We start from the raw sequence: 13,202 nt of genomic DNA on the forward strand, positions 1-13,202 counted from the left end.
GGGGCCATGCGTTTGACCGGCGGCTTCCGCCGTACCCGGCCCGCCGGGGCCGACCGCTGGCTGGCGGGAGCCCTGACCGCCGGGTCCGCCGTCGCGAGCCTGCTGGCCGCCGCGGGGCCGCCCTACCGGGAGGCCGACCTCCCCGGGCTCGTCCTGGTCACGGCCGCCTCGCTGGCCCTGCTGTGGCGGCAGGTCTTCCCGCTGCCGGTGGTCGCCGTCGTCTCGGCGCTGCTGATCGTCAACGAGGCGGCGGGATACGCGGTGACCGTCGTGCAGTGGCCCGCCTGGATCGCCCTGTTCACCTGCTTCTCCCTGTACCGCGACTGGCCGCGCAGGCTGGTGGCCGCCCTGTCCGGCGGGCTGGCGGTCCTCGGGTACGTGGTGTTCGACCGTGGCCAGGTGAGCCTGCTCGAACTGTCGGGGATCACCATGTGCTTCCTGATCTCGACCATCGGGGGTGACGCCGCGCTGAGCCGCCGCGCGTACGCCGCGGCGGCCGAGGCGCGGGCCGTGAGCGAGGCGCGGGAGCGGGTGGCGCTCGCCGAACGGGTCCTGCTCCAGGAACGCGCCCGGCTGGCCGGGGAACTGCACGACGCCCTCGGCCACGCGGTCAACGTGATGGTCATGCAGGCCGGGGTCGGCAGGCGGGTCTTCGCGGAGAACCCGGACTTCGGCCATGAGGCGCTCGGGCACATCGAGACCCTCGGCCGGGGCGCGCTCGACGAACTCGACCGTCTGTTACGCGTCCTCGACCCGGCCGCCGACGGTTCGGGGCACACGAACGTCGACCCCACGACGGCCGACCTCGCCGACCTCGCCGGGCGGGTGCGCGCCGCCGGGCGGGAGGTCGAACTCAACACCGGCGAGGTCGAGCTCCCGGCCAGCGGAGCGCGGGCGGTCTACCGGATCACCCAGGAGGCGGTGACCAACGCGCTGCGGCACACCTCCCGTGGACGCATCCGGATCGACCTGACGCAGACCGGGGACCGGGTGCTGCTCAAGGTGACCAACGAGGGGGACGGCTTCCCCGAGCCGGTGCCGGGGCGCGGCCTGGTCAACATGCGGGAACGGGCCCGGCTTGAGGGCGGCGACCTGGAGGCGGGCCCCGTCGAGGGCGGCTTCGGCGTCCGGGTGGTCCTGCCGGTGGCACGGCCATGATCAAGGTGTTCCTCGCCGACGACGACGCGCTGGTCAGAGGGGGTCTACGAGCCCTGCTCCGCGCCGAGAGGGACATCGTCGTCGTGGGAGAGGCGGCCAACGGGACGCAGGCCGTACACGGGGTCAGGGCGAGCAGGCCGGACGTCGTGCTGATGGACGTGCGGATGCCCGGCCACGACGGTGTCCGCGCCACCCGGGAGATCACCTCCTGGCCCCAGCCGAGGCCCCGGGTGCTGGTGCTCACCACCTTCGACCTCGACGAGATCGTGGACGACGCCATCGCGGCGGGGGCGGACGGCTTCCTGCTCAAACGGGCGACCCCGGAGCAGGTGGTCGAGGGCATCCGCACGGTCGCGGGCGGGGACGCGCTCGTCGCGCCCTCGGTGACCCGCAGGCTGCTTGAGACGCTCGCCGCCCGGCGCGGCGCCGACGGCCGGGACGCCGCTCTCGCGGCTCAGCTGACCGAACGCGAGGCCGACGTGCTGCGCGCCCTCGCCGAGGGCCTGTCGAACATCGAGATCGCCCGGTCGATGCACGTCTCCCTGGAGACCGTGAAGACCCACATCAAACACATCCTGTACAAACTACGCGTACGCGACCGCACCCAGGCGGTCGTATGGGCCTACCGCACCGGCTTCGCCGACAGAAGGTGAGTTCGTTCCCACCCGCCCCGAGCCGGGTGGGAACGCGTCACGGAAAGGTGCTCAGAGGTTGGCGCCTGCGGAGAACAGGATCGGGCGGACCTCGACGGCCAGGCCGTCGATCTTCGCGTCCGGGATCAGCGCGGCGACCTCGTAGGCGCGGTCCTTGTTCTCGCACTCGACGATGTAGTAACCGCCGATGCCCAGCTCACTCACCACGGCCGGGCCGTCCTTGACGACGGTGGTGCCGTCGGCGACGCTGACCACCGCGCTGTTGGACGTGTCGCCGAGCGCGTGCGTCGAGACGAACTCCCCGGTCTCCTTGATCGTCTCCTGGAAGGTGCCGTGACCGCTCATGATCTCGTTGAGTTCGGCCTCGGACAGCTTCTCCATGACCGCGGGGCTGGTGTGCATGATCAGCATGAACTTCGACATATGACTCGCTCCTCCGATTGGTCTTTCGATGTCTTCCATGGAGAGGTCGGAGCCGGGGCCGGGGTTTTGACATCCCGGCGCCGACGAGTTCGGGAGGGTCAGCTGTGGTACTCGCCACCGTTGACGTCGAGGCAGTGCCCGGTGATCGCACGGGCCATGTCGGAGGCCAGGAAGATCACCGCGTCGGCCACCTCCTCGGGCTCCTGGAGCCTGCGCCGGTCGATCGAGCTCGTCATCTCGTCGTAGACCGTCGTCGCGGGGACGCCGCGGGCGGTGGCGATCTCCTCGACGAACGCCTTCACCGTGTCGATCAGGATCGGCCCCGGGGCGACGCTGTTGACGCGCACCCCCTGCGGGCCGAGTTCGGTGGAGAGCATCTGGGCGAGCGCGAGCAGCCCGGCCTTGGCCATCTTGTAGGAGCCGCAGCGCTCGATGGAGTGCCGCAGGACCGAGGAGTTGACCATCACGACGGAGCCCCGGTTCTCGACCAGAGTCGGCGCGAGCAGCCTGACCAGGCGCAACGCCGCGTAGACGTTGATCTCGAATCCCTCGCGGACCTCGTCGAGGCCGACCTCGACCATCGTCAGGTGCCGCGGCGCGGCGAAGGCGTTGTGGATGAGCGTGTCCACCCGCCCGTAGGTCTCAAGCGCCGCCAGCACCACGCTCTCGGTCTCCGCCTCGTCGGTCAGGTCGGCCGGTACGGCCAGTGCCCGGCGGCCGAGTTGCTTGACCTCGTCGGCCACCACCTCAAGGAGGGACGCGGTGCGCGCGGCCAGCACCAGGTCCGCTCCCGCGCGGGCACACCGTACGGCCAGCTCCCGCCCGAGGCCGGGGCCGACTCCGGCGACCAGGACCACCTTTCCCGACAGCAGTTCAGGGACGTTCACGGTTCCACCTCCGGTCGAGGACCCGGGAAACGGGCCCTTCCTCGATGTTCGCGATTCCTTTCCCGGCCACGGAGCCGGGTTTTCCCGGCCTCGCGCCCAAGATTTCCGACCCCCGTGAAAAGACCTCCCGCCGAAGCGGAAACACGCGTTTCCCGATGCTCAGGCGCGGTGCGGAAAGGCGTTTCTCAGACACCCGCGCCCACCGAGAAGGCGATCGGCCGGACCTCTATGCCCAGTCCCTCGATCCCGGTGTCCGGGATCATCGCGGCGATGGCGTGCGCGCGTTCCCTGCTCTCGCACTCCACGACGTAGCAGCCGACGAGGTGGTCGGCGCGCCCGGCGTGGAGGCCGCCGGTGACCCAGGTCAGTCCGTCACGTACCTGGACGACGGCGCCGTGCGAGAGGTCCCCGAGCGTGATCCTGCCGAGGAGTTCCCCGCTGGCGCCGATCTCCTCGACGAACCGGTGACGGCCCTCGTGCACGTCGGCGCGGACCCGTTCCGGCAGGCCGTTCCAGACTCCGGGGTTCTCGTAGATCGCCAGCAGGTACTTCACGTCTTCGCTCCTAGCGTTCGCGCCGGTTCCGTAGACATGTCGGAGCGGACGTCCCGTTCTTGTCATCCAGCCGCGAAACCCGGCAAATCTCTCGAAGGAGGACGTCGAGATCCTCGATCCGGCTCCGATCTGTCCATGAGGGGTGCCTTCGGCACCGTCCTCATCAACCGCCATCCGACCGGACGAGGAGTGACAAGCCCCCATGCATGACGAGACGACGAAGGAGGCACCGCCCAGGGCCGGGCGCAGGGAGTGGACCGGGCTCGCGGTGCTGGCCCTGCCCACCCTGCTGGTCGCGCTGGACATCGGTGTCCTGTTCCTCGCGGTGCCCCACCTCAGCGCCGACCTGGGGACCAGCAGTGTCGAACAGCTGTGGATCGCCGACGTGTACGGCTTCCTCCTGGCCGGGTTCCTCATCACCATGGGCACCCTCGGCGACCGGATCGGCCGCAGGAGGCTGCTGCTCATCGGCGGGGCCGCCTTCGGCCTGGCCTCCGTACTGGCCGCCTACTCCGGCAGCCCCGGCATGCTCATCGCCGCCCGTGCCCTGCTGGGCGTCGCGGGCGCGACCCTCATGCCCTCGACCCTGGCCCTGATCAGCAACATGTTCGCCGACGCCGGACAGCGTGGCCTGGCCATCTCGCTGTGGGCCGCCTGCCAGTTCGGCGGCGCCGCGCTCGGCCCCGTCATCGGCGGTGTCCTGCTCGAACACTTCTGGTGGGGTTCGGTCTTCCTGCTCGGCGTCCCCGTCATGGCGCTGCTGCTGGTGCTGGCGCCGCTCCTGCTGCCCGAGTACCGCAACCCGGACGCCGGGCGCCTCGACCTCGTCAGCGTCGCCCTGTCGCTGGCGACCGTGCTGCCCCTGGTCTACGGGGTCAAGGAGCTGGCCGTCGGCGACGACACCGCGCCTGCCGTACCCCTCGCCGCGCTCGCCGCCGGCCTGCTCCTCGGGTTCGCCTTCGTCCGGCGCCAGCTCAGCCTTGAGCGTCCCCTGCTCGACCTGCGGCTGTTCACCGAACGCTCCTTCGGCGTCGTCCTGGTGACGATGCTGCTCGGCGGCGCGATGATCGCCGGGACGGGGCTGCTGGTCAGCCAGTACCTCCAGTCGGTGCTCGGCCTGTCCCCGGCGACGGCGGCCCTGTGGTACGCGCCCATGGGCCTGGCGCTGGCCGTGGGCGCCGTGCTCTCGCCCGCCCTGGTCCGCGGGATGCGGCCGGGGACGGCCATCGCGGGCGGCCTGGCGCTGTCCGCCGCCGGGTTCGCGCTCGTCGCCCTGGTCGGCGGCCCCGGCGGCCCCGGCGGCTCAGACGGCCCCGGCGGGCTGGCCCTGGCCGTCCTCGGCATCGCGGTCATCGCGCTCGGCGACGGCCCACTGGTCTCGCTGGGGACGGGCCTGGTCGTCGGCTCCGTGCCTCCAGGGCGGGCGGGTTCCGCCGCCTCGATCTCCGAGACGAGCCTGCACTTCGGTGGGACGCTCGGCATGGCCCTCATGGGCACGGTCGGCGCCGCCGTCTACCGCTCGCACATCGCGGACGCGCTGCCCACCGGGCTCGGTGACCAGGCGGGACAGGCCGGGGAGACCCTCGCCGGGGCCGTCTCGGTGGCCTCGGGGCTGCCCGCCGAACCCGCGGCCCGGTTGCTGGCCGTCGCGCGGGAGTCCTTCACCGCCGGACTCAACACCGTCGGCGTCATCGGCGTCGTCGTCTTCGTCTGCCTGGCGGCCCTGACGGCGGCCACCCTGCGCCGCCCCTGACCCGGAAATCGGCCTGTTTCCGGAGAACACAACTCCGCATTTTCAGAGAAACGCCGCCACGATCCCGGTGGGACCATCGAGGCGCGACATTCCCACGCCGTGTTCGAACGCCGATAAGGCGTTTTTCGGCGCGCATTCGTGAACGGCCTCGGAGGGATTCACGCCCCGGCCGAAAAAAGCCGTCCGCGTCCCCCGCCGAGATCTTCCAGAGAGGGAGTCGACTGTGACGCAATCACCGGAGAAGGCATTCGACGTCCGCGACGCGCCGGACGAGATGGCCGAGCTCGACCGGAGGCTGACCGAACGGGCGAGGCGGATCTCGCCCAGGCCCCGGTGGTGGCGAAGGCCGTGGATGATCCCGCTGGTCATCCTCGTCGGGGTGTTCCTGACCTACATCTGGGGCCCCTACATCAGGCTGGACCCGCGCACCGCGACCGTGCACCTCGTCCAGAGCATCCCCCTGCACTACGCGCTGGTCGTCACCCACATCGTGACCGCCAGCATCGCGATGGCGACGGCCTGCCTGCAGGTGTGGCCGTTGGTCCGCAGACGGTACCCGGCCGTGCACCGGATCAGCGGGCGGCTGTTCGTCTTCGCGGGCGCGGTCCCCACCTCGATCGTCGCCATCGTCCTGATGCGCATCCGCAACGTCCGCGACGGCGGCGTACAGCCCGGCAGCACGGGTCTGTACATCACGGCCGCCCTGTGGCTGGTCATCACGCTCGTCGGCTACCGGATGGGGCGCAAGCACCGGTGGGCCGAGCACCGCCGCTGGATGACCTACAGCTTCGCGCTGTCGCTGACGAACATCTACAGCAGGCCCATCGCGATCTACGTGTCGAGCATCCCCGGCGCCGACATGAACCTGTGCTTCGAGCTGATCGGCTGGCTGCCCTTCATCGTGCACCTCGGCGTCGCCCAGTGGTGGCTCGACCGGACCTCCGGGCTGCCGTGGGGAGGCCGCCGCAGGCCCAGGCGCGCCGTACCGTCACAGAGCTGAGCCGCCGTAAAGCCGCCGTCACGGAGGTGGGCCTCCGCCGACGGGACCTCGGGCCGGGCGCGCATGGCCCGCCCTGCCCGAGGTCCACGTCCGCCGCGTTACTTCTGCTGCATGATCTGGACGTAGTTGCCGTCCGGGTCGACCACCGTGCCGATCCACCCGTGGTCGTTCTCGCTCAGCTCGGACAGCCACGTCACCCCCAGCCCGTTGAGCCGCTCCGCGGTCTCCGCGGCGTTCTCGACGTTGAAGTTGAGAATGTGCCTGCCGGGTTCTGAGTTCTTCTCCGCGACGTCGTCACGCTGGTCGCAGAACAGGGCGACGTCGCCGAAGAACAGGGCGGGGCCCTCGGTCTTCGGGTTGAACGCCTGGACGTACCATTCGCGCAGCCGCTCGGCGTCAGCCGTACCCAGCAGAATGCCGGCGAAGCTCTGTGCGGACATGTCTCCTCCTCAGTGCGGCCCCCTGTGGGCCCCTCTACCTGTGGGTCGGAGCCGTGGACCGTTCTTTGACATCCGGCGCGGAAAAAACCGGGCCCCGGGAAGAACGCCCCGGAACCCGGTCAGGAGAACGGCTCAGAAGCCGGCGTCCGTCACCGCCTCGAACACCTCAAGGGCCCGTTCGAGCAGCTCCTCGCCGCCCTTCGCCGAGGGCACCAGGTCGAGCAGGATCTCGGTCGCCCCGGCCTCCACCAGCGCCGCCACGTCCTCGACCACCTGCCCGATCGACCCCTGGAACGGCCTGCGCCCGGCGGGGGCGGGCGTCTCGGACAGCACGACGGCGGCCCGGGGAATGAGCTCCAGCGCGTCGGCGTCCCTGCCGTGTTCCACGGCCCGCTGCCTGATCCTGTCCCACAGCTCGGCGACCACGGGCGCGGGCAGCCCCGAGGGCAGCCACCCGTCGGCCTTGCGGGCGGCCCGCTCTATGGCCCTGACGGAACGGCCGCCCAGCAGCACCGGGATCCGCGCGACCGGTTTCGGGCTGACCAGGGCGCCCTCGACGCTGAGCCGTGAGTCCCGGTGCGAGACCGGGTCGCGCCCCCAGAAGGCACGGCAGGCGTCGAGGGTCTCGTCGAGGGTACGGCCCCGCGCCGCGAAGTCGGCCTCCATCCCCCGGTACTCGTCGGAGGACCAGCCGCTGCCGAACCCGGCGACCACCCGGCCCCCGCTGGCCCGGTCCAGCGTCGCCAACGCCCGCGCCAGGTGCAGCGAACGGTACAGCGGCGCGACCAGGATGCCGGTGCCGAGCCGTACGGTGTCGGTCACCGCGGCGGCGAGGGTGAGGACGGTCAGCGCGTCCGCGCACTCCCGGTAGTGGTCGATCCACGGCAGCCCCGGCACGCCGTTCATGCCCTCGGCCGGTTCGAGCGGGAAGAGCACCCGCTCGTAGACCCAGAGGCTGGAGTAACCGGCGCTCTCTGCTCCCCTCGCGATCCTCGCGACGTCGAAGCGCAGGTCGAAGCCGCTGCTCTGCGGCAGTCCCAAGCCGAACCTCACGGTGTTTCCCCTCCGGTCGTCAGAAGTCAGTGCACCCGGTAGCTGCCGGGGTCCCTGCCCGGTCCCCGGTGCGCGTTGTAGTCGTCGATGAGCCGCTGCCCCTCGGCGTTCGCCTGGGCGAACCGGGCGACCGGGTCGGCGCCGGACAGCAGCACGTCGTGCATGGCGTAGGTCATCACGTCCTGGAGCCTGGGCAGCTCTCCCACCAGCGCGCCCAGCGCCGCGGGCGAGTCGTCTGAGCCTTCGAGCTGGTCGATGGCCACTCTCCGGTGCGGGTTCTCCTCGAACCAGCCCTGCTCCTGGAGGAGTTCGACCGCGGAGTAGGTGATCGGCATGTAGTTGGTGCGCCGGTGCCTGTCGATCGCGTTGGCCGGGTTGTTGAGGTACTGCAGGAAGGCCAGCGCGCCGTCCCTGACCTCCTCGTCGAGGCCGTCGGCCAGGAAGATCCCGTCCCCGCCGAGCACGTTGCCCACATAGGGCACGTCGTCGTTGTACGGCAGGCGGCTCGCCCTGACGACGAACCCCCGGTCCTTACCGACCTGCACCAGCCGGGGCGCGTCGACCGAGGAGGTGAACATGAAGGCCACCTGCTGTTCTGCGAACACTCCGAAGCTGCCGACCCAGTCCATCCGGGTGCCGGTGTAGTGGTAGTGGCCGTCCCGGTGCAGACGCCGCCACCAGTCGACGAAGGCCATCATCTCGTCGGAGTCGAGGGTGGCGGTGTCGGCGACGCCCGCCCTGCCGTTGTCCCGGTTGACGAGGTGGCCGCCCTGCGCGGCGACGGCCTGCATGAACATCCAGCCGTGGTTGCACCAGGTGATCGCGTGCGCGGGCGGGTCGGGCAGTTTGGCCAGGGCCCGGCAGGCGGCGTCGATCCCCGCCCAGGTCCGCGGCACCTCGGTGATGCCCGCCGCCTCAAGGAGCGTCATGTTGGCGTACAGCAGGGTCGTCGAGGACAGCGGGGACAGGCCGGTGCGCCCGTCGGAGGCGGTGAAGTAGTGGCGGGCGTGTGAGAGCACGTCGTGGTCGACGACCGGCTCCCCGAGGATCTCCGTACGGCCTCCGATGGCGTCGGCGATCGAGGTGTACAGCGGTGAGCCGTCGTTCCGCACCATGTCGAAGGCGACCTGGCTCGACGTCGAGTAGTACTGGCCGAGGGCGGGGATGACGCCCCGTTCGACCGCGCGGGCGATCTCCAGGGGCATCCGCACGTAGTCGTGCTCGTGCAGCCTGACCTCGTAGCCGGGGTGCGCCTCGTTGAAGCCTCTGATCGCGTCCCTGGTGCTGTCCAGGAAACGCGGGGTCTTGTAGTAGTGCAGCCACGCGTCGATGACGATCCTCATCCGGCGTGCTCCCTCATCTCTGGGTGGTCCTCGGGGACGGTCCCTTGGCGGATGATTCCGCGCGCGACCCCGTGGCAGAGGTTTTCCCGGGATGGCCGGAATCGCGGGGAAAACAAACTCGAAGCCAATGATGCGGGCCGTTCCGGGAAAAGGCATCTTCCTGGTTGCGGCGTTTGTTCTCTCATGCGAACGGTGGGGGAGGTGGGCAATCAGGGAGATGCGTCACGGTGAATGCGACTGTCAGGGTCAACGTGCACCGAAACCTGCCGCAGTTTTCCCGAGGAGGACCGATGGAAATCACCGAGGCGCCGTCGAGGGAGGAGCTCGTCCGCCGGGCGTCCGAACTGGTGCCCCTGCTCCAGAAGAACGCCCTGTGGGCGGAGGAGAACAGGCGCCTGCCCGAGGAGTCGATCGAGGCGCTGACCGAGGCGGGCATCCTGAAGATGCGCGTCCCCACCAGGTACGGCGGCTACGAGTCCGACATGGGCACCGTGGTCGAGGTGCTCGCCGAACTGGCCAGGGGGGACGGCTCGCACTCCTGGACCGTCGCGGTCTGGGCGATCAGCACCTGGATGGTCGGGCTGTTCCCCGACGAGGTACAGGACGAGGTCTTCTCGACCCCCGATGTCCGGGTCAGCGGCATCCTGAGCCCGACGGCGGTCGCCGTACCCGTCGAGGACGGTGTGGTGCTCAACGGCAAGTGGTCGTTCAACACCGGCTCGCAGCAGAGCCACTGGAACACCAACGCCGCGGTCCTGGCCACCGCCGACGGCGGCTACGAACCGATCATGGTCGCGATCCCGCTGCCCGACCTGCGGATCATCGACGACTGGCACACCTCGGGGCTGCGCGGCTCGGGCAGCGTGACCACCGTCGCCCATGACCTGTTCATCCCCCAAGAGCGGGTGCTGGCCATGGGGCCGGTGCTCCAGGGCCGGATCTCCTCGAAGCTCAACGCCGACTCCCCGATCTTCCGCGCGCCGTTCATGCCGACCGCCTGCACCACCGTCGGCGCCACGGCGCTGGGCCTGGCCAGGGCCGCCAGGGACGCCTTCTTCGAGCGCCTGCCCGGCCGGAAGATCAGCTACACGAACTACGACAGCCAGAAGGACGCCCCGCTCACCCACCTCCAGGTCGCCGAGGCCGTCACGAAGATCGACGAAGCCGAGTTCCACGCCTTCCGCGCGGCCCGCCTGGTGGACACCAAGGGGCCGACCGGCGAGCCGTGGACGCTTGAGGAGCGGGCCCGTGTCCGGCTCGACCTGGGGGCGGTCTGCCGGCGGGCCAAGGAGGCGGTCGACATCCTCAACACCGCCAGCGGCGGCTCGTCCGTCTACACCTCGGTCCCGATCCAGCGCATCGAGCGTGACGTGCAGACCCTCAACCTGCACGCCATCATGCACCCCAACACCAACCTCGAACTGTACGGCCGGGTCCTGTGCGGCCTTGAGCCCAACACGGTCTACCTCTGAACCGCCGAAGGGGTCCTCACGGGAGATCTCCCGTGAGGACCCCTGACGCGAACGGCCCTACCGTCCGGCGGGGACACGCCTCCTGGGGGTGGTCCGCTCAAGCCACAGGTAGGCCGCGACGAGGCTGACCACCCAGCCCATCCACGAGGAGATGTCGAAGAAGACCGCCACGTCGATGCCGTTGCCCGGGATGGCGAACTGGCTGATCACCCGGCCCCACGAGGTGCCCATGGCCAGCGCGAAGCTGTAGACCATCCAGCGCCGGTGGTCCACGTAGCGGCGCTGCCGCGCGGCCCGCAGCCCGGCCAGTGACGTCGCGATCCACAGCACCGCCATCGTGGCCAGCCCCAGCTTGCCCATCGGCGCGGTCGAGTACGGCAGCAGCACCAGCGACAGCAGCGAGGCGGGCAGCGCCCCGGCGAAGACGTAGACCCGCCCGGAGATCCGGTGCAGGCCGGGACGGTGGCGCCGTACCCACGGCAGCAGCTGGACGAAGACCGTCACCAGCGCCACGTTGCCCGCGACGACGTGTGCCACGACCACCGGGTAGTGCAGGGCGAAGCCCGGGTCGATGCGGGTGCGCGACAGGACCGGGTCGAAGCTCAGGTAGCGCGGCAGCGCGTAGATCAGGTTGAACACGACGAGCGCGCCGAGCCCGTACAGCCACGGGCTGCGCCACCACGGCCACGGGGAACGTCGCGCGACGCCCCCCTCCCTGTCCTCCAGCCCGTCGACCAGGGTCCCTTCGGATTTCTTCGTCACTGCTTTTCCACCTTTTCCTAGGCGGCCCCGCCCAGGGCCGAAAACGTCGTCCGGGGAGAGAAAGATCGCGGCTGAAGGCGCCAATGGGAGTTTCACGTCCGCTTCCCGGAAAACGCATCTCCCGTATTGCCATGTTCGTCGGCGGCACCTGGAAAGCGATGGTCCGGAGCAATTCAGAAGATGTCTCACCCGGGTCCCCGGTGCGACCATGCAGTGGCGGAGAGGGCGCACGGGAATCCATGGGGAAATCCATTTCGGTTGTCCCTTCCGCGTGCCCGGCCGTACCCAGGCCACGGAGTCGAACTTGTGAGGTGAACCCCTGATGGCCGATGGAGCGGGAACCCGCGCGGTGGTGCTCGGCGGGAGCATGGCGGGCCTGCTGGCCGCCCGGGTGCTCTCCGAACGGTTCACCGAGGTGCTGCTCGTCGATCGTGACCGGCTGGCCGGGGTGACCGCCTACCGGCCGGGTGTCCCGCACGGGAGGCACGCCCACGGCCTGGTCGCCAGGGGTCACCAGATCCTGGAGGAGCACTTCCCCGGCCTCACCGGGAACCTGGTCGCGGCGGGCGTACGGCCCGGCGACTTCAACGGCGACATCCGCTGGCTGTTCAACGGCCGGCGGATCGCCCCGTCCCACTCGGGGCTGGGGTGCGTCCCCGCGACCAGGCCGGTGCTGGAGAACCAGGTGCGCCTGCGGGTCCAGGCCATCCCCAACGTGCGGTTCGTCGAGGGCCACGACGTCCTCGGCCTTGAGACGACGGCCGACCGGAGCCGGGTGACCGGCGCGCGGGTGCAGCGGCACGACGGCGGCGCCCCGGCGGAGACCCTCGACGCCGACCTGGTGCTCGACACCACGGGCCGGGGGTCACGCACCCCGCTGTGGCTTGAGGAGCTGGGCTACGGACGTCCCGAGGAGGAGCGCATCAAGATAGACCTGGCCTACACGACCAGGCACTACCGGCTGCGCGCCGACCCGTTCGGCGGCGACCTGGCGATCATCCCGGCCGCCACCCCGCGGACCCCGCGCGGGGCGTTCTTCTTCCCCATCTCCGGAGGCGAGGGCCTGGTCGAACTCTCGCTCACCGGCATCCTCGGCGACCATCCGCCGACCGACCCCGACGGCTTCCTCGACTTCGCCAGATCCCTGCCCATCCCGGACATCCACGAGTCGATCAAGGACGCCGAACCGCTCGACGACCCGGTGACGTTCAAGTATCCGGCCAGCGTGCGGCGGCACTACGAACGGCTGACCGACTTCCCCTCGGGCCTGCTCGTCATGGGCGACGCGGTGTGCACGTTCAACCCGGTCTACGCCCAGGGCATGACGGTCTCCGCGCTCGGGTCCCTCGTCCTGCGGCGCCACCTGGAGCGGGGGACGGAACCGGACGCCAAGGCGTACTTCAGGGACCTCTCCCGGGAGATCGACTCCCCGTGGGAACTGGCCGCCGGGTCGGACCTGGGCTACGCCGGGGTGCGGGGAAAGCGCTCGGCGAAGGTCAGGCTCGTCAACGCGTACGTGGCCAGGCTCCAGGACGCCGCCGTCAACGACCCCACGCTCGCCAACGCCTTCATCAGGGTCGCCGGGCTCGTCGACCCGCCCACCTCCCTCATGCTGCCCCGCCACGTCGTCCGGGTGCTGCGCGGGTCACGGCGGCCCCCGGCCCCGGCCGTCCCCGCCGGCCTGCAGGAATCACGGCGCTGACC

The 13,202-nt window shown here is 70.5% G+C and carries 13 protein-coding genes; 6 read left to right on the top strand and 7 right to left on the bottom strand.

Features of this window, described 5'->3' with window-relative positions; genetic code table 11:
- The first annotated feature begins 6 nt into the window (after window positions 1–6).
- Together ACFYY8_RS30335 and ACFYY8_RS30340 are read left to right on the top strand one after the other, a co-directional pair.
- The gene (locus ACFYY8_RS30335) at window positions 7–1,158 is read left to right on the top strand and encodes a sensor histidine kinase (RefSeq protein WP_390046775.1); all 1,152 of its coding nucleotides are present in this window, start codon (window positions 7–9) and stop codon (window positions 1,156–1,158) included.
- Complete coding sequence (locus ACFYY8_RS30340) at window positions 1,155–1,811, top strand: response regulator (protein ID WP_390046777.1); 657 nt, start codon at window positions 1,155–1,157, stop codon at window positions 1,809–1,811. Before ACFYY8_RS30335 ends, ACFYY8_RS30340 begins: the two co-directional genes overlap by 4 nt.
- Before the next feature lie 51 nt (window positions 1,812–1,862).
- On the opposite strand, the gene ACFYY8_RS30345 is transcribed toward ACFYY8_RS30340, so the two are convergent.
- From ACFYY8_RS30345 to ACFYY8_RS30355, 3 genes are all read right to left on the bottom strand, one after another.
- Window positions 1,863–2,234, bottom strand: a complete 372-nt coding sequence (locus ACFYY8_RS30345) for a YciI family protein (protein ID WP_390046779.1) — start codon at window positions 2,232–2,234, stop codon at window positions 1,863–1,865.
- A 98-nt stretch (window positions 2,235–2,332) separates the two neighbouring features.
- Window positions 2,333–3,121, bottom strand: a complete 789-nt coding sequence (locus ACFYY8_RS30350) for an SDR family oxidoreductase (RefSeq protein WP_390046781.1) — start codon at window positions 3,119–3,121, stop codon at window positions 2,333–2,335.
- Window positions 3,122–3,306: 185 nt separating this feature from the next.
- Entirely contained in the window at window positions 3,307–3,675 is a 369-nt protein-coding gene (locus tag ACFYY8_RS30355; RefSeq protein WP_390046783.1) for a YciI family protein, read from the bottom strand.
- Window positions 3,676–3,877: 202 nt separating this feature from the next.
- On the opposite strand from ACFYY8_RS30355, the gene ACFYY8_RS30360 reads away from it, so the two are divergent.
- A complete protein-coding gene (locus ACFYY8_RS30360) occupies window positions 3,878–5,428 on the top strand; it encodes an MFS transporter (protein WP_390046785.1) in 1,551 nt (516 codons plus the stop codon).
- A gap of 223 nt (window positions 5,429–5,651) precedes the next feature.
- Window positions 5,652–6,428 (top strand): DUF2306 domain-containing protein, encoded by a 777-nt coding sequence (locus ACFYY8_RS30365; protein ID WP_390046787.1) that lies wholly within the window; start codon window positions 5,652–5,654, stop codon window positions 6,426–6,428.
- A gap of 98 nt (window positions 6,429–6,526) precedes the next feature.
- Here the strand turns inward: ACFYY8_RS30365 and ACFYY8_RS30370 are convergent, their stop codons facing one another.
- The 3 genes from ACFYY8_RS30370 to ACFYY8_RS30380 form a co-directional block, all read right to left on the bottom strand.
- Window positions 6,527–6,868: a VOC family protein gene (locus tag ACFYY8_RS30370; protein ID WP_390046789.1), complete on the bottom strand. Its 342-nt coding sequence runs from the start codon at window positions 6,866–6,868 to the stop codon at window positions 6,527–6,529.
- Window positions 6,869–7,000: 132 nt separating this feature from the next.
- Window positions 7,001–7,921, bottom strand: a complete 921-nt coding sequence (locus tag ACFYY8_RS30375) for a TIGR03619 family F420-dependent LLM class oxidoreductase (protein ID WP_390046790.1) — start codon at window positions 7,919–7,921, stop codon at window positions 7,001–7,003.
- 26 nt (window positions 7,922–7,947) lie between these two features.
- Window positions 7,948–9,264 carry an extracellular solute-binding protein gene (locus ACFYY8_RS30380; RefSeq protein WP_390046792.1) on the bottom strand — a complete coding sequence of 439 codons (1,317 nt, stop codon included), beginning with the start codon at window positions 9,262–9,264 and terminating at the stop codon, window positions 7,948–7,950.
- Between the two features lie 290 nt (window positions 9,265–9,554).
- On the opposite strand from ACFYY8_RS30380, the gene ACFYY8_RS30385 reads away from it, so the two are divergent.
- A complete protein-coding gene (locus tag ACFYY8_RS30385; protein ID WP_352014449.1) occupies window positions 9,555–10,736 on the top strand; it encodes an acyl-CoA dehydrogenase family protein in 1,182 nt (393 codons plus the stop codon).
- Between the two features lie 57 nt (window positions 10,737–10,793).
- Here the strand turns inward: ACFYY8_RS30385 and ACFYY8_RS30390 are convergent, their stop codons facing one another.
- Window positions 10,794–11,498: a DUF2306 domain-containing protein gene (locus ACFYY8_RS30390; RefSeq protein ID WP_390046794.1), complete on the bottom strand. Its 705-nt coding sequence runs from the start codon at window positions 11,496–11,498 to the stop codon at window positions 10,794–10,796.
- Between the two features lie 322 nt (window positions 11,499–11,820).
- On the opposite strand from ACFYY8_RS30390, the gene ACFYY8_RS30395 reads away from it, so the two are divergent.
- Complete coding sequence (locus ACFYY8_RS30395; protein WP_390046795.1) at window positions 11,821–13,200, top strand: FAD-dependent oxidoreductase; 1,380 nt, start codon at window positions 11,821–11,823, stop codon at window positions 13,198–13,200.
- Window positions 13,201–13,202: the final 2 nt, after the last annotated feature.

It is taken from the genome of Streptosporangium sp. NPDC001559, assembly GCF_042893955.1.
GTDB lineage: Bacteria > Actinomycetota > Actinomycetes > Streptosporangiales > Streptosporangiaceae > Streptosporangium.